Here is a 22,966-nt window from a genome sequence, read left to right on the forward strand (position 1 = left end):
CCAATCAGATTCCCGCATCCTTGAGCTTGGGCTGGAGCGCGGCCCAGTTGGCGACATTGTCGACCAGCACGCCGTTGATCAGGAAGCTGGGCGTGCCCGAAATCTGATATTGGCTGTTCGCCGCCTCGACGCCCTTGGCCAGCTTTTCGGCGGCGGCGGTGTCGGTCAGGCACTGCTTCGCCTGGTCGGCGGAAATGCCGCGCTGCTGCGCATATTCGACCAGGCCCGCAATCTGCGCGATCGCGCCGAAGCGCTGCGCCGGCGGCATCTGCTCGACGGTCTTGAACTCGGCGTCCTTGCCCTGGATTTTCTCGAACATCGCGCTCTGGTTGGCGAAGAACTGTTCCGACAGCGGATAGTAGATATCCTTGCCGCCGCACTGGGCCAGCAGGGCGGTGGTCATGTCGATGGGGTCGCGCACGAAGGTGCGGAACTCGAAGCTCATCTTGCCGGTGTCGACGATCTTCTTGATCTCTTCCGACGCCTCGGCGGAGAAGTCGCGGCAATGGCTGCACGTATAGGAGCCGAACTCCACCAGCTTGAGCTTCGCATTGGGATTGCCCATCAGATAATAGCCTTCGGGCGTCTGGGCGACGGTTTCCGACCAGCGGGTGCCGACGGGCGCGGCGACGGCGGCGATCTGTTCGCCGGTCGGCTTGGCGCCTTCCTCGCTCTTGCCGCAGGCGGCGAGGGTCAGGCTGAGGGTGATGAGGGCAATGGCGGGCAAGGCTTTCACGACGGGCAAGGCTCCGATGATGGGCTATATGGAAGCGGGTTTAGATCAGTGCGCGGCGGGGGGCAATGCGGCCTGAAGGATCGCCCAGGTCGATCCCTGCACCAGCGTGCCGTTGACCACGAAGCCCGGCGTGCCGGTGATCTTCACCTTGTTCCACGCCTCGTCGGTCATCGCCAGCACCTGCTTCATCGACTGCGGGTTGGCGATGCAGGCGTCGAGCTGGGCATTGGAGAAGCCGCGCTTGTTCATCAGCGCGTAAAGGCCGGTCTTCTGCCCGATATCCTTGAGCGCGGGAATCTGATCGGTCGGCTTGGCGGCGTCGCGATCATAGGTTTCGAGCTGCTCCATCCAGGCGGTCTGGTTGGCGAACAGCGCCTCATGATTGCCCATGAACCGGGCCGGGCCGCCGCAGCGGGCGAGCAGCGCGGCGGTCAGGTCATATTTGTCGCGCACGGCGTTGCGCACCTCGACCCCGACCTTGCCGCCCTTCACATATTGGGTCTTGAGCGGCGCGCTGGCCTCGCCGACGAAATGGGCGCAGTGCGAGCAGGTGTAGCTCACATATTCGACCAGCTTGGTCGGAGCGGCGGGATTGCCCATATAATGGCCGCCGATCGGCGAGAGGACGACCCGGTTCGCCCAGTTGGCGGCGGGCGCCGCGACCAGGGCTGCGGGAAAGGCGAGCAGGGCGAGCGGCAGATATTTCTTCATGAGACGGGTCCGTAATCGAGATTGGCTGAACCTGGGCCTAATTATTTTCTGTTTTCCGCGATTTCCGAGGCGTCGGATGTTCCATCCGACTTGAAATCGCTCAGTTGATCTTGGGCAAGCCGCTGCTGCTGGCAAGCCCCTGCGCCAGCGATTCGAGCACGGCGCGCAGTTCGGGGTCGCCGATGTCGCGCAGCGAATCGCCCAGCTCGACCGGAATGGGCTTGAGGTTGCGGGGCGGGGGGCGCCGCTCGGCGGCGACGGGCGATATCTCGCCCTGGCGCATCGCGACCTTGGCGACGGCGGCATAGCCGAAGAAGCGGTTCACCCGCTCGACGATGTCGGGCAGCACATGCTGGACCATCGGCGCATGGCCGCTCATCACCGTCAACTGGAGCGTGCCGCCGGCCTTCTGCCCCACCGGGAAGCGGATCGATTCGGGCGCGCTGATACCGGCATAATGGGGGCCGACAATCTCCGCCCAGCGCGTGACGATGCTCGACTGGACGAAGCCGAACTTGCGGAAGGCGGCGCGGCCGATGTCCGGCATAAGGTCGGCGATCTGGCGCGGCGCGCCGATGCGCGGGCGTTCTTCGGTCGGGGTCTTGCGACTCTTATATTTCGGGGGGACCGGGCGTTCCGTCATGGCCCACTTAATGGCATAGGGCCGCCATGCGCGTCGAGGGTAGAGACAGAAAAATCGCGAGCGACCTGCTTGCCCATTATGAGGTCCATGCGCGACGTTTGCCATGGCGCGCGCCGCCGGGCGCGAATGCGGCCGATCCCTATCGGGTCTGGCTGTCGGAGGTGATGTTGCAGCAGACGACGGTGGCGGCGGTCGGCCCCTATTTCGCGAAATTCACCGAGCGCTGGCCGACCGTCGCCGATCTGGCCGCAGCCCAAGATGCTGACCTGATGGCCGCCTGGGCTGGGCTGGGCTATTATGCCCGCGCCCGCAACCTTCTGGCCTGCGCGCGGGCGGTGGTGCGCGACCATGAAGGGCGCTTCCCCGATACGGAGGAGGGGCTGCGCGCGCTGCCGGGGGTGGGCGCCTATACCGCCGCCGCCGTGGCTGCCATCGCCTTCGGCCGGCGGGCGGTGGTGGTTGACGCCAATGTCGAGCGGGTTGTGACGCGGCTGTTCGCGATCGATACGCCACTGCCGGGCGCGCGGCCGGAGATTCGCGCCATGGCCGACCGCATCACGCCCTATGTCCGTGCGGGGGATTTTGCCCAGGCGATGATGGATCTGGGCGCGACCATCTGCACGCCGCGCAGCCCGGCCTGCGGCATCTGTCCGCTGCGGGAGGATTGCGCCGCATTGCGGACCGCCGATCCCGCCGCCTTCCCGGTCAAGGCGGTGAAGAAGGCCAGGCCGCACCGGCTGGGCCATGGCTGGTGGATCGAGCGCGACGGCCATGTCTGGCTGGTGCGCCGCCCGGACAAAGGATTGCTGGGCGGGATGCGGGCGCTGCCCAGTTCCGACTGGAACGCCGCGCCTGACGCCACGCCGCCGATCGCCGCCCGCTGGAAGACGATCGATGAGCCGGTCGCCCATGTCTTCACCCATTTCTCGCTGGCGCTGCGCGTCCATCATGCCCATGTGGACCAGGGCGTGACGCCGGAGGGCGAAGGTCTGTGGTGGCCGGTCGCGCGGATCGGGGAGGCGGGCCTGCCGACCCTGTTCGCCCGCGCGGCCGAAGCGGTGAGGAAGGACAAGGATGCACGGGACTGACATGCGCAAGGGGACGCTGCCGAGCTTTGTCGGCGGCACGCTCGACCGGGTCGATCATATCCGCACCAATCCCGCTCTGCTGGCGGAGACATTCGCCGATCCTTCCGCCCGGCTGCTGCTGCTGGACGGGCTGGAGCCGGTCGAGGCGGACGGGCATCTGCTGCTGGAGCCGCTGCCGGCGGACGCATTGGTCGAGGACCATGTGCTGCTGGGCGTCGATCCCCAGGAGCGGCCGATCTTCGCCCGGCTGGTCGCCGACCTTGTCCCGAATCCCGCGCCCACGCCGCGCAGCGGCACCGTCGCCGATCTGGTCCCGGCCGCGGAGGTCGCGTTTTACGGCGCGGCGCGCAGCCTGCTCCATTGGCACGCGCGGCATCGTTTCTGTTCTGTCTGCGGCGTGGCCACGGCGCCGGTCAAGGCGGGCTGGGCGCGCAAATGCGCAAGCTGCGGTTCCGAACATTTCCCACGCACCGATCCGGTCGCGATCATGCTGGCCGAACATCGGGGGCGGGTGCTGCTGGGCCGCCAGCATAGCTGGCCGCCGGGCCGCTATTCGGCGCTGGCCGGCTTCATCGAGCCGGGCGAGACGATCGAGGAAGCGGTGGCGCGCGAGCTGCATGAGGAGGCGGGCATCCGTGTCCATGACGTGCGCTATGTGATGAGCCAGCCCTGGCCCTTCCCCTCCTCGCTGATGATCGCCTGCATTTGCGTGGCGGAGGATGACAGGCTCACGCTCGATTCGACCGAGATAGAGGATGCCTTCTGGTGCGACGCCGCAGGCGTTCGCGCGGCGATGGCGGGCGATCCCCACGCGCCCTTCCGCGTTCCGCCGCCCATGGCCGTCGCCTGGCATCTGCTCGACCACTGGCTGGCGGGCGTTGCCCCTTCCGACACAAGCGCGTAAGGCCATCCCCCTTCCCTTCTTCCATTCAAGGACTATCTCCGCTCCATGCTCAGCCTCGAAGAAGCCCAGTCGCGCGCGCAGGATCTGGTGAGCGCGGCGCGCCAGGCGGGCGCGGATGCGGCCGACGCCATCTATGCCTGCAATGCGTCGACCAACGTGTCGGTGCGGCTGGGCGCGCTGGAGGATGTCGAGCGGTCAGAGGGCGAGGAGATTGGCCTGCGCGTCTTCATCGGCCAGCGCTCGGCCAGCATTTCCGCGTCGGACATGAATCCCGCGACGCTGGCGACATTGGTCGACCGTTGCATCGCCATGGCGCGCGAGGCGCCCGAAGATCCCTATGCGGGCCTGGCGCCGGAGGATCGGCTGCTCAGAAAACGCCCGCCCTCGCTCGACCTGACCGATGAGGAGGAACCCGAACCCGCCGCGCTGCGCGAACGCGCGCTGATCGCGGAGGAGGCCGCGCGCAGCGTGCCGGGCATCACCAACAGCGAAGGCGGCGGCGCGGCGAGCGGCCGCAACCAGGTCGCACTGGCGACCAGCCATGGTTTTGCCGGCGCCTATGCCGGCACCAGCCATTCGACCTGGGCCAGCGTGCTGGCCGGCGCGGGCGCGGACATGCAGCGCGACCATGCCAGCCACAGCGTCCGGCACCTCGAAGATCTGGACGATGCCGAGGCGATCGGCGTGCGGGCGGGGCAGCGGGCGATCGCGCGCCTCAATCCGGTGAAGGTCGAAAGCGGCGTCATGCCCGTGATCTTCGATCCGCGTATCGGGTCCAGCCTGATCGGCCATCTGATCGGCGGCATGGTGGGGCCTGCGATCGCGCGCCGTTCGAGTTTTCTGCTCGACATGCTGGGCCAGGCGATCTTCGACGCCGGCGTCACCATCATCGACGATCCGTTGCTGCAACGCGGCCTGCGCTCGCGGCCGTTCGACGGCGAAGGGCTGCCGGTGGAGCGGCGCGCGCTGATCGACAAGGGCGTGCTGACGGGCTGGCTGATGGACAGCGCTTCGGCGCGGCAGCTCGGCCTCGAACCGACCGGCCATGCCAGCCGCGGCGGCGCCGGCGCGCCTGGCGCCAGCGTCACCAACGTCCACATGGCGGCGGGCGGCGTCTCGCCAGGCGATCTGATGGCCGACGTCAAGCGCGGTCTTTATGTCACCGAACTGATCGGCATGGGCGTCAACGGCGTCACCGGCGACTATAGCCGGGGGGCGGCGGGTTTCCTGATCGAAAATGGCGCGGTGGCGCACGCCGTGTCGGAAATCACCATCGCCGGCAACCTCAAGGATATGTTCCGCGCGCTGACCCCCGCCAACGACCTCCAGTTCCGCTACGCCATGAACGTGCCGACCCTGCGCATCGACGGGATGACCGTTGCCGGAGGCTGATCCATATTTGCGCGCCGTCGTGTCCGCCGTGGCGGATGCGGCCGATCATGCGCTGACGCTCTGGGCCAATGGGGAAACCCGCGTGCGCCAATGGGAGAAGGTGCCCGGCCACCCGGTATGCGAGGCCGACCTGGCGGTCGACGCGCTCCTGCGCCAACGGCTGGCGGCGATCGACAGCCAGGCGGGATGGCTGTCGGAGGAGACGGCGGACACGGTGCACAGGCTGGGCGTGTCGCGCGTTTGGGTGGTCGACCCGATCGACGGCACGCGCGACTATCTGCGCGGTCGCCCCGGCTGGTCGGTGTCGGTGGCGCTGGTCGAGGATGGCGTGGTCAGGCTGGGTATTCTCGCCGCGCCGGCGCGCAACGAATTGTGGATCGCGCAGGCGGGGCGGGGGGCGACGCGCAACGGTGTCCCGTTGCGCGCGGGATCGCGCACCGAACTGCCGGGCGCGCGCGTGCCCGCCGACCAGCTGCCGCGCGTCGATCGCGATCTGGTGGCGGTGGAGAAACCCAACAGCATCGCGCTGCGCATGGCGATGGTCGCCGCCGATGAAGCCGATCTGGTCGCGACGGTGCGCTGGGGCAATGAATGGGATGTGGCGGCCGCTGCGCTGATCTGCACGGAAGCGGGGGCATCCGTTACCGATGCGCTTGGCGATCCGCTCCTCTTCAACCGGCCGCAGCCGACGGCCTTCGGCCTGCTCTGTTCGGCGCCCGGCATCCATGCCGCCGCGTTGGAACGGCTGACGCCGCGCGCGCGGGACATTCTCGGCCGGGATTAACGACCAGGCGCGCAACGATGGAGGATGTCGGGGGGCAATATGTCCTTCAGCCGCGCGCGCACGACCGTCGCCCAGATTCGGTAGCCTTGCGGGTTCATATGCACACGGTCCGGCTGGTAATTGTCGCCGATCCGCCCGCCAGCCAGCAGCGGCGTGGTGATATCGGCATAATAGACGCGCGGCGCGTGCGGGATAAGGCGCTGCACCGCGCGATTGTAGAGATGCAGGTCGGGCAGATAGGCCGCGCGACGCGGGCTGGGCTTCATCGACAGCAGCAGCACCGGCACGTCGCCCAGCAATTGGGTGCGCAGGTCGAGCAGCGTCGCGAGCCGGCGGATCACGGTGCGCACCGGCACGCCATTGGCGATGTCATTCTCCCCGACATAGAGGATGATCGCCTGCGGGCGGCCCTCCTTCTCCGGGCGGATATTGCCGAAGCGGGGAATGATGTCGTCGAGCGTGGCTTTGTTGATGCCACGGTTTCGGACGATCCACGGCGCCATGTCCCGGTCGAGGCTGTCCCAGCGACGGATCGAGGAACTGCCGATGAACCAGAGCATGCAGGCCCCCGCCGACGGCTGAGCGTCCGGCAGGGCCGCCGTCGTTTGCCGATAATATTGGATGGCCTTCCAGCCGCCGAAAAAGGCGCAGATGGCGAGCAGGGGCACGGCGAACCTGGCAAAGGGGGTATCGAGCTTCGACAATCCATTCTCCGCGGAGGTCTCGATATCATCCGATTCAGGTGATGGTCTGCCGCAGGCCGCCTTAGGGTTGAATGTCGATCGGCCCTGGCCCCTCAGAGCTTCCCATATTTGGCTTCGAACCCGGCGACATCGCCTGCAGCCAGATATTTGGCCTGGTCGATCCACTGGTCGCGCACCGGCCGACCCTTGAAATTGCCGAGCTTGCCGTCGATCGCGGCGATGTCGGCGTCGGACCAGGCGGCGATCTGGGCGTAGCGGGTCACGCCCAGTTCGATCAGCAGCGTCCTGAGTTTGGGGCCGACGCCCTTGAGCTTGAGCAGATCGTCGATGTCCGCAGCCGGCGCGGTGACGGCAGGAGAAACCGGCACGGGTTCGGCGGCGACCACGGGCGCAGGCGTAGCGACCGGCTCCGGTTCAGGCTCAACCACGGCCGGCGAGGGTGGTATCGCCGCCGGACCGGCCACCACCGGCGCGGGCGCCGACGGAACTTCCACCACGGAAGCGGCGGGCGTCACCGGCGCAGTATCGACAAGGGGATGCGGGGCGGATGGCGCGACCGGCTCCGTGGGCGCGTCGATGCCGGACTTGCGCTTGCCCGACAGCAGGAACACCAGGCCGATGATGACAAGCAGCCCGACTAGCAGCCACAGGCCATAGTCCATGAAGAATTCCTGCATCGCGCACCACCTCCCTTGTTGAATGCCTTGGCCGTGTTGAGCGCCTTGGCCTGTTCGCCTGTCTCGCCCTATTTAAGGGCGCTAACGCCCGAGGGGCAAGGGCATCACGCCTTTTCGCGCGCGACCTCCCGCCAGCCGATATCGCGGCGACAGAAGCCGGTCGGGAAATCGATCGCGTCGACGGCGGCATAGGCGGCCGCCTGCGCCGCGCCCACATTGTCGCCAGTGGCGGTGACATTGAGCACGCGTCCGCCATTGGCGACCAGCACGCCATCCTTGTCCGCGGTGCCGGCATGGAAAATCTTCGCGCCATCCCGTTCCGCCGCGTCGATCCCCCGGATCGCGCCGCCCTTTTCGGGCGTGCCGGGATAGCCGTTGGCGGCCATGACGATGGTCAGCGCGGTGCGATCCGCCAGCTTCACCGGTCCCTGTCCGGCCAGCTTGCCCTGCGCCACGGCGAGCAGCAGTTGGACCAGATCGCCGTCGAAACGGGTCATCAGCACCTGGCATTCGGGATCGCCGAAGCGCGCATTATATTCGATCAGCTTCGGTCCTTCGCCGGTCAGCATCAGCCCGGCATAGAGCACGCCGGAATAAGCCATGCCCTCGGCCGCCAGCGTGTCGACTGTCGGCCTGATGATCTTTTCCAGAACTTCCGCTTCCAGTTCGGGCGTCAGCACGCGCGCAGGGCTATAGGCGCCCATACCGCCGGTATTGGGGCCGGTGTCGCCATCGCCGACGCGCTTGTGATCCTGCGCCGAACCGAAGGGCAGGATGGCGGTGCCGTCGGTCAGTGCGAAGAAGCTGGCCTCCTCGCCGGTCATATATTCTTCCAGCACCACTTCCTCGCCCGCCGCGCCGAACGCGCCGGAGAACATGGAATCGAGCGCATCCAGCGCTTCGTCGCGGGTTTCGGCGATGATCACGCCCTTGCCCGCGGCGAGGCCATCAGCCTTGATGACTACCGGCAGGGTGAAATCGTCGAGCGCGGCAATCGCGCCATCCTTGCTGGTCACACGGCTGTAGGCGGCGGTGGGAATGTCGGCACGCTTGCACAGATCCTTGGTGAAACCCTTCGACCCTTCGAGCTGGGCAGGTTTCTTGTTGGGGCCGAACACGGCGACGCCCATGGTGCGGAGGTTGTCGGCCAGGCCATCGACCAGCGGCGCTTCGGGGCCGATCACCACCAGGCCGATCGAATGGCGGATGCAGAAATCCAGCACCGCCCGATGATCGGCCGCATCAAGGTCGACCAGGGTGGCGTGCTGCGCTATGCCGGGGTTGCCCGGCGCCGCGTACAGCGTTTTGAGGGCCGGTGATTGCGCCAGTTTCCACGCCAGCGCATGTTCGCGGCCGCCGCCGCCAAGCAGAAGGATGTTCATGTCGCCCATGTCCCCGGAAATTGATGCCTATGACAGTTCGGGCCGCCTGTTAGCCGAGGAACGCGCGGGCGACAACGCGCCGCCGCTGTCGGTCAGCGAATTGTCGGGCCTGCTCAAGCGCACGGTCGAGGATCGTTTCGGCCATGTCCGCCTGCGCGGCGAGATTTCGGGCTTCAAGCGGGCGGCGTCGGGGCATCTCTATCTCGCGCTCAAGGACGACAATGCCGTCATCGACGGGGTGATGTGGAAGGGCGGCGCGCAGCGGCTCGCCTTCCAGCCGCAGGACGGGGTCGAGGTGATCGCCACCGGCAAGCTCACCACCTATCCGGGCCGATCCAAATATCAGATCGTGATCGAGCGGATGGAACTGGCCGGAGAAGGCGCGCTGATGGCGCTGCTGGAAAAGCTGAAGGCAAGACTCGCGGGCGAGGGGCTGTTCGCGCCCGAACGCAAGAAGGCCTTGCCCTTCCTGCCGCGCACCATCGGCGTCGTGACATCGCCCACCGGCGCGGTGATCCGCGACATTCTCCACCGGCTGGAAGATCGCTGCCCGACCAATGTGCTGCTCTGGCCGGTGCTGGTGCAGGGGCAGGGCGCGGCGGAACAGGTGGCGCGCGCGGTGCGGGGCTTTTCGGCGATGGACGGCAGCGGGCCGCTGCCCCGGCCCGATCTGGTGATCGTCGCGCGCGGCGGCGGTTCGATCGAGGATCTGTGGAGCTTCAACGAGGAAATCGTCGTGCGCGCCGTCGCCGACTGCACCATCCCGATCATCTCGGCGGTGGGGCATGAGACCGACACGACATTGTGCGACTATGCCGCCGACCGGCGCGCGCCCACGCCGACCGCCGCCGCCGAAATGGCGGTGCCGGTGCGGGCGGAGCTGCTGGCCGGTTTGAGCGAGATGGGTCTGCGGGCCGGGCGCGCGGTGCGCCGGGGCGCGGCGCAGGCGCGGGAGCGGCTGGAAATGCAGGCGCGGTTGATGCCCACGCCCGATATGCTGCTGGCGCCACAGCGGCAGCGGCTGGACCAGCTGTCGGATGGGCTGGTCGGCGGATTGCGCCATCGGCTTGCCGATGCGCGCGCGCATCTGGGGCAGGCGGGGGGCGCGCTGCGGCCGGCCTTGCTGACGCAGCAGCTTCAGCGCGGGCGCGAACGGCTCGACCGGCTGCGGTTGCGGCCCGACTATCTGGCGCGCGCCCTGTCCGATCGCGCGACCGCCTTCGACCGGGTGTCGCGTCATTTCGCCTCGCTCAACCCCGATCTGCCGCTGCAACGCGGCTATGCGCGGGTGATGGCGGACGGGCATCTGGTGCAGTCGGTTGCCGCGGCGCAGGCGGCGGGGCGGGTGGTGCTGCATTTCAAGGACGGAACGGTCGACGCGACGATCGGGGACGCGCCGCCGCCGCTTGAGAAGCCGGCTCCGGCCGCTATATCATCTTCACCCCGTCCCGTCCGCAAGCCGCGCGGAGCGGAGGAAGGGCAGCAACAGGATCTCTTCTCCTGACGCCCTCGCTGATAAAGGCCGATTGATCATGTTGATGTCCAACCGCGACCGCGTCGCCCGTCTCCACTATATGCCCTACAGCTTTCGGGTATTGCAGGCGGGGGATCATGTCGTCTGCGCGGTCACGGGGGCGAAGATCGCGCTGGAGGATCTGCGCTACTGGAGCATCGCGCGACAGGAACCCTATGCCAGCGCGGAGGCGTCGGCGCAGGCCGAATTGAAGGCCGCCCGCGCCGGATGAGGCGGATTGCCGTCGCGCTTTTGCTGTCCGGTTTGATGCCCCTCTCATCGGGCGGCGGCGCTGCGCCACTTGCCCGGACTGTGACCGGCGCTGATTTGCGGCTGGACGGCGCGTTGATACAGGGCGGCGCGGTCACGGGCACGGCGCCGGCAGACACGGTTGCCCTGCATCTTGACGATCAACTGGTGCCGGTCGATGCCGACGGCCGTTTCCTGATCGCCTTCGACCGGGATGCGCCGCCCAGCGCACGCCTCTCCGCACGGCTTCCCGATGGCCGGACGATCGAACGGCAACTGACCGTCGCGCCGCGCGCCTGGCGGATAGAGCGCATCAATGCGCCGCTGCGCCCGACCAGGAGCACCGAAGCCTTCATGGTTCTGCGCATACCCGAACTGGAAGCGATTGACGCCGCTCGCAAAAAGGTGACTGATGCTCGCGGGTGGCGGCAGCGCTTCATCTGGCCGCGCACCGGCCGCATTTCCGGCCTGTTCGGATCGCAGCGCATCTATCAGGGGCAGCCGGGCGCCTATCATGGCGGCGTGGATGTGGCCGGCGTGACCGGCGAGCCGGTGGTGGCGCCAGCCGACGGCGTCGTCATCCTGGCGGCGGCGGACAAGCCTTTCACGCTGGAGGGGCATTTGTTGATGATCGATCATGGCCATGGCCTCAACAGCGCCTTCCTGCATCTGTCGCGGATCGACGTGAAGCCGGGCGATCATGTGAAGCAGGGCCAGCGCATCGGCGCCATCGGCGCGACCGGCAGGGCCACCGGCCCGCATCTTCACTGGGGCATGAAATGGAATGCGGCGCGGATCGACCCGCTGCTGATCGCCGGGCCGATGTCGCAATAAGGAAAAGAGATCAGCCGACCCGCTTCATCCGCACGGCGCGGCCGCCTTCGACCTTGCCCATGAAGCTGCCCATGGCGGCGCGGCGAATCTCGATCGTCTGGCCGACCTTGGGTTCGCGGCCGGTGACGGCTTCGGTCGTCATCCATTGTGCGCCGTCCTCCAGCACGATCTGCCACTTGCCATAGCCCATGCTGCGCAGCGAGGCGATCTTCGCCTCGATATGGTTGAAGCCCTCCTCTTCCTTCACTTCTTCCTTGTCGTCGCCGTCCCCCAGGAAGGGCAGTTTGGGAAAGGCGAAGCCGAACAGGGTCTTGCGCGTCTTGTTGAGTTCGCTCTTGTCCAGCACAACCACCTCGTCGCGCTGCGACGCAGCCTCCATCGCGCCGACCTGCTGGTCGAAACAGGCGAGGCGCTGGGCATTGTCGGCGATGGCGCGGCACTGGAGCAGATTGGTGAAGATTTCAGGCTTGGGCTGCTGCCGGGGCGCCGCCACAGCCTGTCCGGCCATCAGGCAGAGGGGGACCGCCAGCACCCAGCCGCTCTTGCCGTTCATCTCCATATTCTCCTTCGCCGGAAGTCCGTGTCGCCGCATAACATGCATCCGCTGGAAGCAAGGTCAACAGGAGCGTTGCAGGCTCGCCCCATGCGCTGTGAGCCACAATCCATCCCCTTCGCCCACCATGTTTGCATTAATGCTACAGTTGTTTGGAAGCCCATGAAATAATCTTGCAATACGATCGTAAAACAGCGGCGTTCGCGGCTTGTTGCATTTATGATACAGCCTCTTCCAAAAGCGGCCTTTGTGCTTTTCCCGTGCTTTACAGCGCCCTGAACCCCGCGCAGGTTCCCGCAATCGATATGGGGGGACGCTGTCGGGCACCATTCCCTTCATATGCGAAAAGCTAATGGCGATATCCGCCAAACTCCAGAGCAAGGGACTGGACTGTGAAGACATTTTCGAAAAGGGCACTTTTGCGTGCCAGCGCCGCTCCGGCGATCCTGAGCGCGTCGCTGATCGCCACGGCCGCGTTCGCGCAGGACGCGCCGCAGGGTGCGGAAGCGCCCGCCGAAGGCGACACCATCATCGTCACCGGCTCGCTGATCCGCAATCCGAACCTGGAACGTTCGACCCCGGTCACGGCGACCACGTCCGACCAGATCGAATTGAAGCAGAACAACACCGCGGAAGAAATCCTGCGTGAAATTCCGGGCGTCGTTCCCAGCATCGGTTCAGCCGTGAACAATGGTAATGGCGGTGCATCGCTGGTCGACCTTCGTGGTCTCGGCTCTTTCCGCAACATTGTTCTGATCGATGGCGCGCGTCTTGCGCCCTCGGGCCTCGAGGGCCAGTTCGACCTCAACAATATTCCACTGGCGCTGATCGAACGCGTCGAAGTGCTGACTGGTGGCGCTTCGACCACCTATGGCGCGGATGCCATCTCTGGCGTGGTCAACTTCATTACCAAGTCGGACTTCGCCGGCCTGGAAGCCAATATCTCGAATCAGCTGACCGAACAGGGCGACGGCAATTATTTCCGTGCCGACCTGACGCTCGGTGCGAACTTTGATGACGGCCGTGGCAACGTGGTCTTTTCGGTCGGCTATCAGCAGGCGGACCCTGTCTATCAGGGCGACCGTCCTTTCTCGCAGTCCGCGATTGATTCCTTTACCGGCGCGAGCGGCGGTTCGGGTACCGCGACACCGTCGCGTTTCACCAACGTGAATCCTTCGGGTTTGGATTCGATCACCGCCGGTTGCGGTGCTGCGGGCCAGGTCGCCTGTAACGCCGTTCAGGGCCAGCGTCAGATCACTGCCGCGGGTGGTGCGTTCCGCCCGACCACGGCTTTCGACGCCTATAATTTCAATCCCTACAACATCTTCCAGACGCCCTTCGAGCGCTTCAACATGTATGGCGCAGGTCGTTACGAGGTCAGCGACGCGGTCGAAATATACACTCGCGGCGTTTTCTCGAAGAACACCGTCAGCACCATCATCGCGCCGTCGGGTGTATTCGGCATCTCGGTCGATGTTCCGCTGAGCAACCCCTATCTGTCGGCGGCACAGCGTAATGCGTTCTGCGCCTTCGACACGAATCCGGGCGTAGGATACACACCTCGCTTCAGCCAGTCGGTTTGCGACGCTGCGGCACTCGCGACCGATCCCAACGATCCCAATTATCGTGAAGTCACAACGACCGTGAATCGTCGCGCAACCGAGTTGGGTCCGCGTATCTCCGACTTCACCACGACCTTCTTCGATTACAAGATCGGCGCACGTGGCGGTATCACCGATACGATCGATTGGGATATTTCGGGCGCTTATGGCCAGAGCGAGCAGATCCAGACCCAGAAGGGCTACTGGTTGAATTCGCGTGTTCGTCAAGCTCTGCTCGCGACCAATACCACGACTTGCCTCGACGACTCGAACGGCTGCGTTCCGCTCAACCTGTTCGGCCCTGACGGTTCTATCACGGCGGCGCAGAATGCGTTCCTGAACGCAGACAGCCAGATCACCACCAAGACCACGCTGGCGCAGGTCAAGGGCATCGTGAGCGGCGACATCGGCGTGGCTTCTCCTTGGGCGTCTGACGCAATCGCCTTCGCGATCGGCGGCGAATATCGCAAATATACCGCTACCCGCGAATCCGATCTGCTGTCGCAATCGGGTGACCTCGGCGGCGCCGGCGGCGCTGCGCCGAACGTCGATGGCGGCTATGACGTCTATGAAGCCTTTGGTGAACTCATTCTGCCCCTGGTGCAGGACAAGCCCTTCTTCCAGGACCTGACCGTAGAAGCCGGCATCCGCTATTCAGACTACAGCGTCCGTGGCGGTTCGGGCTACAAAACCACGACCTGGAAGGCAGGCGGTAGCTGGACCCCGGTCGATGGCGTGAAGCTCCGCGGTAATTATGCGCACGCCGTTCGTGCGCCTAACATTTCGGAACTTTTCTCGCCGCTCAATACCGAGCTGACCAACCTGTCGGCGGACCCCTGCGCCGGTACGGCGCCGCAGCAGAACAGTAATTTGGCGGCAATCTGTATCGCACAGGGCGCGACGGCCGATCAAATCGCTGCGGGCTCGATCATCAACGATCCGGCTGGCCAGGTGAACACCACCACGGGTGGCAATCTGGCCTTAGGGCCGGAAAAGTCGAACAGCTACACGTTCGGCCTGGTGCTGCAGCCGACCTTCGTGCCGGGTTTTTCGGTGACGGTTGACTATTACAACATCAAGATCACAGGTGCGATCACCAATCCCACGCCGGATGACGTGATCAATGCCTGCTTTGGCAACATTACTGCCGCCAGTGCGACGGACCCGGCCTGTACGGTCATCCGCCGCGATCCGTCGACCGGTGGCCTCTATGGTGAACCAACGGTCGTGGGTGGCTTGTACCAGCCGCTGTCGAACCTGGGCCGATTGCAGACCGATGGTATCGACGTGGCGATCAACTATTCGAAGGACGTCGGTTTCGCCAAGTGGTCGTTGGCCGCGAACGGCAACTGGACCAATCGGTCGCGTTTCCAGGCGACCCCCACCTCGGTCAACCGTGAGTGCGTCGGCCTCTATTCGGTCAACTGCGGCTATAGCGGTTCGCTCCAGCCGAAGTTCCAGTGGTCGGTTCGCAACACCCTCTCCTTCGGCATGGCCGATGTCTCGCTGCTGTGGCGCTACATCGACGGCATGAAGTATGAGGATGGCGATGCATTCGTCGGCGAACTCAACGGCAAGCAGGTCGATTTCAACAAGATTCCGGCCGAGCATTATTTCGACCTGACCACGCGCTTCCATGCGTCGGATGAAATTACGTTCACGCTGACCGTGCAGAACCTGTTCGACAACCAGCCCAAGGTCGTCGGCAACTCGATCGGTTCGACCACCTATAATAGCGGCAACGTCTATCCGTCGACGTACGACACGCTGGGCCGTCGCTATGCGGTCTCCGCGAAGTTCCGCTTCTGATCGGTAATCAGGCTTAGGCAAAAGGAAAGGGCCGGTGGAAACACCGGCCCTTTTTTCATGCGCTATAGGGATGAGGAAAGACGGCCTCAGTTCAGCAGCGGCCGGGGCAGCGTCGTCGGAATGGCGGCGTTGGCGGCGAGCACGCCGGCCCAATGCGCGACCTTCTCCACTTCCTCGCCATGGGTTTCGAGGTCGCGCTGCGCCTGACGCGCACGCTGGCCGTCGGCAAATTCGCCGCCGCTCTTGGCGTCGCGGGCGAAGATCGGGCCGGTGACGATGGCCTCGACCGTCGCCTCGTCCATCCCCAGGCTGAACAGCCGCGCGAGAGCGGACAGACTGTCCTTCGGCCTTGCAACCAGCGTCTCGCTGTCGAGCGTTGCGACCCGATCGCCCAATTGCTCGGCCAGCATGGCGAACTGCCGTTGCTGCGCCAGCCAGCCGACGGCCGCCACCTGAATGTCCGTCAGGCCAAGATACTGGTCCGGGCCGATGCCGACGGGCGCCAGCATCCCTTCCAGCATCAGCTTCTGGAACAGGTCGCGGACCCAGAGCCGGCCCCACATACCCTTGCGCGCGATCGAGGCGAGATACATGTCGAGCGGCGCGTGCAGCAGCAGCGCGCGGGCCTGCGGTCGCAATCCCATGATGCCGGGGATCAGCGGATTGACGATGTTCGACGGCTTGATCACCACTGCCTCGCCGGGGGCGAATGGCCGGGCGAGCAGGCGCATCCCTTCGTCCAGCACCCGCGCCACTTCCGGCCCTTTCGCGCCACGATGGCGCCAGCCGATCAGGTCGTTGAGCAGCACGGGTTCCTTGAGTCCCATCGCCACGCCCGGACGGTCGAAAGCGGCGGCCAGCAGCGTCGAGCAGCAATAGGCCGAATGGAAGAGGAAATGGATTGGTCCCGGTGCAACCGCGTGCGCCATGGCGTCGGCGCGGCGCACGACCAGCGGCTCTCCCTGCTGCCCGAGATACTCGTCGGTCAGGAAAGGGATATCGCCATGCCGCCCGCGCGGGACATGCCGCATATGGAAGGCGTCATGGCCAGGGTCGTAACGGTGGGCGAGCCATTCGGCATTCGCCATGATGTCGCGGAGAGTGGGACCATTCATGATCGTCAGCCTTCGCATGGCTGGTCTGCCCACACAAGATGAGGGGATTTCGCCCACTTGCCATGACCTCCGCGTCTGATAGCCTGATCGATCAAGGCTGGGGGGCTGTATGGATGTGAATGTCGGACAGTTGTTGCAACAGGCGGCGGAAGCGCGGCGGCAAGGACGTGTCGCGGAGGCCGAACAGGCGCTGGGCGATGTGCTTCGGCGCCAGCCGGGCGAGCCACAGGCGCTCAACCTGCTGGGTCTGATGGCGCTCGATCGCAGTGATTTTGTCGCCGCGCGTACTCATTTCCGGGCAGCGGCGCAGGCCGATCCCAGGGAGGCGGCACTGTGGATGAATGTTGCGTCCGCCGAGCGCGGTCTGGCCGATGCCGAAGGGGAGCGTGACGCGCTTACCCGGGCGATTGCGATCGACCAGCGCAATTTCATGGCGCAGTTGCGGATGGCGCAGTTGCAGCAGCGGCTCAACCAGGTGCAGGCCGCTGCCGATAGCTGGGGCAAGGTGCTGGCGATGGCGGCGGGGATGAATGATGTTCCGCCCGCATTGGCGGAAACATTGGAGGTGGGGCGTGCGTTCGTTCGCGACCATAATGCCCGCTTCGCCGCCTTTGTCGAAGCGGGCGTGGCCGAGGAACTGGAGGCAGCCGACGCGCTCGCCCGGCGGCGGTTCCAGGCCTGCCTGGACCATGAATTCGGCCGGCGCTCCCTCTATCAGAATCACTGTTCCGGGTTGCACTATCCCTTCCTTCCGGCCGACGAGTTTTTCGATCGCCGGCATTTTCCCTGGATGGCGCAGCTGGAGGCGCAGGCCGATGCGATCCGCGCCGAGTTCCTGGCGCTGGTGGGGCAGGGCGGCGGGGCCGTCCGCCCCTATGTGCGGCAGGATGCAGGGACGCCGGAGAATAAATGGACGGCCCTCGACGGATCGCTCGATTGGGGCGCGGCTTTTTTGTGGGAATATGGCGTGCGGAACGAAGCGGTCTGCGCAGCCTGTCCGCAGACGGTCGCCGCCCTGGAAGCCTTGCCGCGCGCCGACATTCCGGGCCGCGCGCCTTCGGCTTTCTTCTCGCTGCTGAAGCCCCGGAGCCGGATTCCCGCCCATACCGGCGTCACCAACACCCGCGCCATCATCCATCTGTCACTCATCGTTCCACCCGGCTGCTTCTTTCGGGTCGGCGGCGAGACAAGGGCTTGGGAAGAAGGCAAGGCCTTCGCCTTCGACGACACGATAGACCATGAAGCGTGGAACGACAGTGATCATTTGCGTGTCGTGCTGATCTTCGACGTGTGGAATCCGCATTTGTCACTTGAAGAACAAAGTTTATTGAAGCAATTCTATGCCACGGCCGATGCCAGCAAGACGAAGGACGTCTCGGCGAGCATCTGATCGACGGCAGGAAAAGGACAGACGCTTCAAGAAGCGGTAAATCCGATCCGCCGCCTCTGGGAGACCTCAAGTGCGTATTTTGAAGGCAGTAATCGCATCCAGCCTGTTTGTTTTCGCCATGCCTGCGCTGGCGGAAGACAAGCCCAAGCTGGATCGCAACGATCCCAATGCGATGCGGTGCAAGCGGTTGGAAGTGACGGGTTCGCTGGTCCGCAAGGAACGCATCTGCAAGACCAACGCGGAATGGCGCGCCATCAGCGAACAGCAGAATCGGGATGCTGACGATTTGATCACCCGCAGCCGCGCGGGGATGAACCCGAACGGCTGAGATGTCAGCCCGGGATGCTCCATAGGACGGTCCGTGGCCCGCATAGGAATGGAAAAGGCCCACCGTTTCATGCGGAGGCCTTTTTCGTCAAATGACGCTCAGCTTCAGCGCGCCGTCGCCATCTTCGACCTTCACCGTCGATCCATCGGGCACTTCACCGCGCAGGATCAGGTCGGCGAGCGGGTCCTGCAAATAGCGCTGCACGGCCCGCTTCAGCGGGCGCGCGCCGTAGACGGGATCATAGCCGACCCGGCCCAGCCAGGCCCGCGCGCCCTCGGTCAGGTCGAGGACGATCTTGCGGTCCTTGAGCAGCTTGCCGATGCGCGCGACCTGAATGTCGACGATCGGCGCCATATGGCTCGCGCCAAGGCGGTGGAACAGGATCACCTCGTCCAGCCGGTTCAGGAATTCCGGGCGGAAATGGGCACGGACAATGTCCATCACCTGATCCTCGACCTTCTCGACCGGCTCGTCATCGGCGAGGCCCGCGATAAACTGGCTGCCAAGGTTCGATGTCAGCACGATGATCGTATTGGTGAAGTCGACGGTGCGGCCCTGCCCGTCGGTCAGGCGGCCGTCGTCGAGCACCTGGAGCAGGATGTTGAATACGTCGCCATGCGCCTTTTCGACCTCGTCGAACAGCACGACCTGATAGGGGCGGCGGCGGACGGCTTCGGTCAGCACGCCGCCTTCCTCATAGCCGACATAGCCCGGCGGCGCGCCGATCAGCCGGGCGACACTGTGCTTCTCCATGAATTCGCTCATGTCGATGCGCACCATCGCACTGTCGTCGTCGAACAGGAAGCCGGCGAGCGCCTTGGTCAGCTCGGTCTTGCCGACGCCCGTGGGGCCGAGGAACAGGAAGCTGCCCAGCGGCCGGTTCGGATCTTGCAGACCCGCTCGACTGCGGCGCACGGCCGTCGACACGGCCTTGACCGCGTCGGCCTGGCCGATGACGCGCTGGCCCAGCACCGTTTCCATGGCGAGCAGCTTCTCACGCTCGCCCTCCATCATCCGGTCGACGGGAATGCCGGTCCAGCGGGAGACGACCGCGGCGATATCCTCCGCCGTCACTTCCTCGCGCAGCATCGCACCGGCCGACGCGGTCTGGGCCGCCTCCAACTGCTTTTCGAGCGCGGGGATGGTGCCATATTGCAGTTCGCCCGCCTTGCCATATTCGCCGGTCCGCTGTGCCTGTTCCAACTGGATGCGCGCGGCGTCGAGCTGTTCCTTCAGCTTCGCCTCGCCCGCAATCTTGTCCTTTTCCGCCTGCCAGCGGGTGGTCAGTTCGGCGGACTGTTCCTCCAGATTGGCGAGATCGGATTCGAGCGTGGCGAGCCGGTCCTTCGACGGCTGGTCGTTTTCCTTCTTCAGCGCCTCGCGCTCGATCTGCATCTGCATGATCCGGCGATCGAGAGTCTCGATCTCTTCCGGCTTGCTCTCCACCTCCATGCGGATGCGGCTCGCCGCCTCGTCCATCAGGTCGATAGCCTTGTCGGGCAGGAAGCGGTCGGTGATGTAGCGGTTGGAGAGGGTCGCGGCGCTGACGATCGCGGCGTCGGCGATGCGGACGCCATGATGCGCCTCATATTTTTCCTTGATGCCGCGCAGGATGGAGATGGTGTCCTCCACCGTCGGCTCGCCGACGAACACCGGCTGGAACCGCCGCTGGAGGGCGGGGTCTTTCTCTACATATTTGCGATATTCATCGAGCGTGGTCGCGCCGATGCAGTGCAACTCGCCGCGCGCCAAAGCGGGCTTCAGCAGATTGCCCGCGTCCATCGCGCCTTCCGATTTGCCCGCGCCGATCAGCGTATGCATCTCGTCGATGAAGAGGACGACCTGGCCTTCCGCGCCCTTCACCTCATCGAGTACGCCCTTCAAGCGTTCCTCGAACTCGCCGCGATATTTCGCGCCCGCGATCAGGCTGCCCATGTCGAGCGCCATGAGGGTGCGGTCCTTGAGCGTATCGGGCACGTCGCCATTGGCGATGCGCAGCGCCAGCCCTTCGGCGATGGCGGTCTTGCCGACGCCGGGATCGCCGATCAGCACGGGGTTGTTCTTGGTGCGGCGGGCCAGGATCTGGATGGTGCGGCGGATTTCCTCGTCCCGGCCGATGACCGGATCGAGCTTGCCGTCGCGGGCAGCCGCCGTCAGGTCGCGGGCGAATTTCTTGAGCGCGTCGTAGCGATCCTCCGCGCCCGCCGTGTCGGCGGTGCGGCCGCCGCGCAGCGAATTGATCGCGGCGTTCAGCGCCTCGGCCTTCACGCCGGCCGCGGCCAGCGCCTTGCCCGCCGCCGTGGTGGTGGCGAGGGTAAGCGCCAGCAGCAGCCGTTCGACGGTGACGAAGCTGTCGCCCGCCTTGGCCGCGACCTGCTCCGCGCTGTCCAGCACGCGCACGGCGTCATTGTCCAGGCCGGGCGTCTGCTGCGCGCCGCTGCCGGACACGGAGGGCACCTTGGCCAGCGCCGCATCGGTTTCGCGCAGCGCCACGGCCGCATCGCCGCCCGCCGCCTTGATCAGGCCCGACGCCATGCCTTGGCTGTCCTCCAGCAGGGCCTTCAGCAGATGTTCCGGGCTGATCCGCTGATGGCTCATGCGGATCGCTACGGTCTGCGCCGACTGGAGGAAGCCCTTGGCGCGGTCGGTGAATTTTTCGAGGTTCATTGGCGTCCTATCACATGCCCACTCAAATCAGATGCAGGCGATGTAGTGTTGCTCAAAAACCACACAAGGGGCGGCGTGCGATTTCATTTGGCTGCCTTGGCGGCATCCGGCGCGAACAGGTCGCCGAAGAAATCCTTCGCGAACCATTGCGGCGGGATGTCGCCATCGGCCATGGCGCGGGTGATGCGGTAATTGGCCTCGGCGAAGCGGGCGCCGGCCTGCCAGTCGATCTTCTGGCTCATGTCGTCGCCGGGATGATGATAGGCGCCGCCCAGAAACTCACCCCAGGCCTTTTCGCCGCCATTGGCGAAACCGGTGGCGAGGAAGACGGCGGGCACGCCCTGCTTCACGAACATATAATGGTCGGAACGGACGAAGATCGTCTCCTGCGGCATGGGGTCGGGCGATAGCTTCACGCCCATCGGCGCGACCGCCTTGGCGACGATCGGACCCAGGGTCGAATGGTCTGCGCCGAAGGCGATGACGTCGGTAAAGGGATAAAGCAGCAGCGGCATGTCGAGGTCGACATTGCCGACGATCTGCCGGACCGGGACGCTGGGATGGCGCGCATAATAGTCCGCGCCGAGCAGCCCCTTCTCCTCGCCGGTGGAAGCGAGGAAGATGATCGAGCGGCGCGGCTTGTCGGGCGACTGCGCCATGGCGCGCGCGACTTCCAGCATGGTCGCGATGCCCGCGCCATTATCCAGCGCGCCATTGTTGATCCGGTCCTTTTCCGCCGGATCGCCAGGTTTCGCCGGGCTGACGCCGATATGGTCGAGATGGGCGGACAGGACGACATATTCGTCTTTCAGCTTCGGGTCGCTGCCGGGCAGGATGGCGACGACATTGGGGCTGGTGACGCGCTCGCCGATAGTGTCGGCCTTGATCGTGACGCTGGTCTTGAGCGCGAAGCCCCTGGGCTTGCCGCCCACCTTGTCCGCGACCTTGCGGATCGCGGCGATGCTGGCGGGCGCGCCGGCGAACACGGCTTCGGCGGCCGGATCGTTCAGCACCGCGGAGGCGCGAAGCCCCGGCGCGGCGTTGAAGGGGACGCCTTCGGGCGAAACCCAGGTGAAATCGGGTTCGTCCGCGAATTGCACCATGCGCGCCCAGGGCCGGGCCTTTATCGACTGGATGGTGCCAAGCGACAACATGCCGATCGCGCCATGCGCTTCGGCCACCTTGCCCTTGGTCGCGGACAGATGCGCGCCTTCCTCGCTCGGCAGCCCCTTGGGATAGCCGCGCAGGGTGACGACGATCTTCCCCTTCACATCGAGACCGGCATAGTCGTCGAGGCCGAGGCGGGCATTTTCGAGGCCATAGCCGACGAAGACCAGTGGCGCCGTGACGTCGAGATGTGGTTCGGTGGCGTTGATGCCGACGATCACTTCGCCTGCATGGGTGAAGCTTTTCGTGCCGCCCGCGCCGGAGACGGTCAGGGTGGCAGGGGTCTTGCCGAACTGCGTCTTCTGGAAGGTGATCCGCTGGAGCCAGTCGCCCATATCGCCGGCGGGTTTCAGACCCAGCCCGTCGAACTGGCTGGCGACATAGCGGGCGGCGATCTCATGCCCTTCGCTGCCGGTGTCGCGCCCCTTGAGCAGATCGTCGGCGAGAAATTCGACATGGGCGCGGACGGCGGCGGGCGAGAAGACGGGATCGGCAGAGCATTGGGCGGAGAGGGCGGCGGGCAGAACGAGGGCGGTGGCGGCAGCCAGCAGGGCCAGGCGGTTCATGAAGGCAGGTCTTTCGAATAATTGTTATGGCGAGAGGATTGCCGCCGCCCATCCCGTCTGTCCAGCCTTTGCGTATTGCGCCGCTACCACGCCTCGCTATGGTGCGGGTCATCGCGGCGCGTTCGTCGCCGCATGGTCCGTAGCTCCTGCCAG

At 65.6% G+C, this 22,966-nt stretch carries 20 protein-coding genes; 10 read left to right on the forward strand and 10 right to left on the reverse strand.

Going from position 1 to position 22,966, the window contains the following annotated elements:
- Positions 1 to 4: 4 nt before the first annotated feature.
- From AC58EF_RS09955 to AC58EF_RS09965, 3 genes are all read right to left on the reverse strand, one after another.
- Positions 5 to 736, reverse strand: coding sequence for a DsbA family protein (locus AC58EF_RS09955; RefSeq protein WP_497275973.1), 732 nt, complete (start codon positions 734 to 736; stop codon positions 5 to 7).
- Positions 737 to 781: 45 nt separating this feature from the next.
- On the reverse strand, positions 782 to 1,447 hold the full coding sequence (locus AC58EF_RS09960; RefSeq protein WP_497275974.1) for a thioredoxin domain-containing protein: 666 nt from the start codon (positions 1,445 to 1,447) through the stop codon (positions 782 to 784).
- 100 nt (positions 1,448 to 1,547) lie between these two features.
- Entirely contained in the window at positions 1,548 to 2,090 is a 543-nt protein-coding gene (locus tag AC58EF_RS09965; RefSeq protein ID WP_497275975.1) for a DUF721 domain-containing protein, read from the reverse strand.
- A gap of 26 nt (positions 2,091 to 2,116) precedes the next feature.
- Between AC58EF_RS09965 and AC58EF_RS09970 the strand changes: the two genes are divergently transcribed.
- From AC58EF_RS09970 to AC58EF_RS09985, 4 genes are read left to right on the forward strand one after another with little or no spacing between them, the layout of a single operon-like run.
- On the forward strand, positions 2,117 to 3,178 hold the full coding sequence (locus AC58EF_RS09970) for an A/G-specific adenine glycosylase (RefSeq protein WP_497275976.1): 1,062 nt from the start codon (positions 2,117 to 2,119) through the stop codon (positions 3,176 to 3,178).
- Entirely contained in the window at positions 3,165 to 4,082 is a 918-nt protein-coding gene (gene nudC, locus AC58EF_RS09975; RefSeq protein WP_497275977.1) for an NAD(+) diphosphatase, read from the forward strand. Before AC58EF_RS09970 ends, nudC begins: the two co-directional genes overlap by 14 nt.
- A gap of 45 nt (positions 4,083 to 4,127) precedes the next feature.
- A complete protein-coding gene (locus tag AC58EF_RS09980; protein ID WP_497275978.1) occupies positions 4,128 to 5,474 on the forward strand; it encodes a TldD/PmbA family protein in 1,347 nt (448 codons plus the stop codon).
- Positions 5,461 to 6,258: an inositol monophosphatase family protein gene (locus AC58EF_RS09985; protein ID WP_497275979.1), complete on the forward strand. Its 798-nt coding sequence runs from the start codon at positions 5,461 to 5,463 to the stop codon at positions 6,256 to 6,258. The genes AC58EF_RS09980 and AC58EF_RS09985 overlap by 14 nt, the downstream gene beginning before the upstream one ends.
- Here the strand turns inward: AC58EF_RS09985 and AC58EF_RS09990 are convergent.
- From AC58EF_RS09990 to purD, 3 genes are all read right to left on the reverse strand, one after another.
- On the reverse strand, positions 6,255 to 6,962 hold the full coding sequence (locus AC58EF_RS09990) for a GDSL-type esterase/lipase family protein (RefSeq protein WP_497275980.1): 708 nt from the start codon (positions 6,960 to 6,962) through the stop codon (positions 6,255 to 6,257). The two genes, AC58EF_RS09985 and AC58EF_RS09990, sit on opposite strands and share 4 nt — an antisense overlap.
- Before the next feature lie 92 nt (positions 6,963 to 7,054).
- The gene (locus tag AC58EF_RS09995; protein WP_497275981.1) at positions 7,055 to 7,639 is read right to left on the reverse strand and encodes a helix-hairpin-helix domain-containing protein; all 585 of its coding nucleotides are present in this window, start codon (positions 7,637 to 7,639) and stop codon (positions 7,055 to 7,057) included.
- Positions 7,640 to 7,743: 104 nt separating this feature from the next.
- Positions 7,744 to 9,021, reverse strand: a complete 1,278-nt coding sequence (gene purD, locus AC58EF_RS10000) for a phosphoribosylamine--glycine ligase (RefSeq protein WP_497275982.1) — start codon at positions 9,019 to 9,021, stop codon at positions 7,744 to 7,746.
- 7 nt (positions 9,022 to 9,028) lie between these two features.
- Here purD and xseA point away from each other — a divergent pair, with 7 nt between their 5' ends.
- The 3 genes from xseA to AC58EF_RS10015 are packed head-to-tail and all read left to right on the forward strand — an operon-like array spanning position 9,029 to position 11,617.
- Entirely contained in the window at positions 9,029 to 10,525 is a 1,497-nt protein-coding gene (xseA, locus tag AC58EF_RS10005) for an exodeoxyribonuclease VII large subunit (RefSeq protein ID WP_497276130.1), read from the forward strand.
- Positions 10,526 to 10,553: 28 nt separating this feature from the next.
- Positions 10,554 to 10,766, forward strand: coding sequence for a DUF2093 domain-containing protein (locus AC58EF_RS10010; protein ID WP_497275983.1), 213 nt, complete (start codon positions 10,554 to 10,556; stop codon positions 10,764 to 10,766).
- Between the two features lie 35 nt (positions 10,767 to 10,801).
- A complete protein-coding gene (locus AC58EF_RS10015; RefSeq protein WP_497276131.1) occupies positions 10,802 to 11,617 on the forward strand; it encodes a M23 family metallopeptidase in 816 nt (271 codons plus the stop codon).
- 10 nt (positions 11,618 to 11,627) lie between these two features.
- Here the strand turns inward: AC58EF_RS10015 and AC58EF_RS10020 are convergent, their stop codons facing one another.
- Positions 11,628 to 12,170, reverse strand: coding sequence for a hypothetical protein (locus AC58EF_RS10020; RefSeq protein ID WP_497275984.1), 543 nt, complete (start codon positions 12,168 to 12,170; stop codon positions 11,628 to 11,630).
- Between the two features lie 392 nt (positions 12,171 to 12,562).
- On the opposite strand from AC58EF_RS10020, the gene AC58EF_RS10025 reads away from it, so the two are divergent.
- Positions 12,563 to 15,580, forward strand: a complete 3,018-nt coding sequence (locus tag AC58EF_RS10025) for a TonB-dependent receptor plug domain-containing protein (protein ID WP_497275985.1) — start codon at positions 12,563 to 12,565, stop codon at positions 15,578 to 15,580.
- A gap of 86 nt (positions 15,581 to 15,666) precedes the next feature.
- On the opposite strand, the gene AC58EF_RS10030 is transcribed toward AC58EF_RS10025, so the two are convergent.
- Positions 15,667 to 16,713 (reverse strand): hypothetical protein, encoded by a 1,047-nt coding sequence (locus AC58EF_RS10030; protein ID WP_497275986.1) that lies wholly within the window; start codon positions 16,711 to 16,713, stop codon positions 15,667 to 15,669.
- Between the two features lie 91 nt (positions 16,714 to 16,804).
- Between AC58EF_RS10030 and AC58EF_RS10035 the strand changes: the two genes are divergently transcribed.
- A complete protein-coding gene (locus tag AC58EF_RS10035; RefSeq protein WP_497275987.1) occupies positions 16,805 to 18,085 on the forward strand; it encodes an aspartyl/asparaginyl beta-hydroxylase domain-containing protein in 1,281 nt (426 codons plus the stop codon).
- Positions 18,086 to 18,161: 76 nt separating this feature from the next.
- Positions 18,162 to 18,413 (forward strand): hypothetical protein, encoded by a 252-nt coding sequence (locus AC58EF_RS10040; RefSeq protein WP_497276132.1) that lies wholly within the window; start codon positions 18,162 to 18,164, stop codon positions 18,411 to 18,413.
- An 87-nt stretch (positions 18,414 to 18,500) separates the two neighbouring features.
- Here the strand turns inward: AC58EF_RS10040 and clpB are convergent, their stop codons facing one another.
- Positions 18,501 to 21,080: an ATP-dependent chaperone ClpB gene (gene clpB, locus AC58EF_RS10045; RefSeq protein ID WP_497275988.1), complete on the reverse strand. Its 2,580-nt coding sequence runs from the start codon at positions 21,078 to 21,080 to the stop codon at positions 18,501 to 18,503.
- A gap of 83 nt (positions 21,081 to 21,163) precedes the next feature.
- Positions 21,164 to 22,813 (reverse strand): M28 family metallopeptidase, encoded by a 1,650-nt coding sequence (locus AC58EF_RS10050; RefSeq protein ID WP_497275989.1) that lies wholly within the window; start codon positions 22,811 to 22,813, stop codon positions 21,164 to 21,166.
- Between the last annotated feature and the right edge of the window lie 153 nt (positions 22,814 to 22,966).

This window comes from Sphingobium sp. WR1 (genome assembly GCF_059693745.1).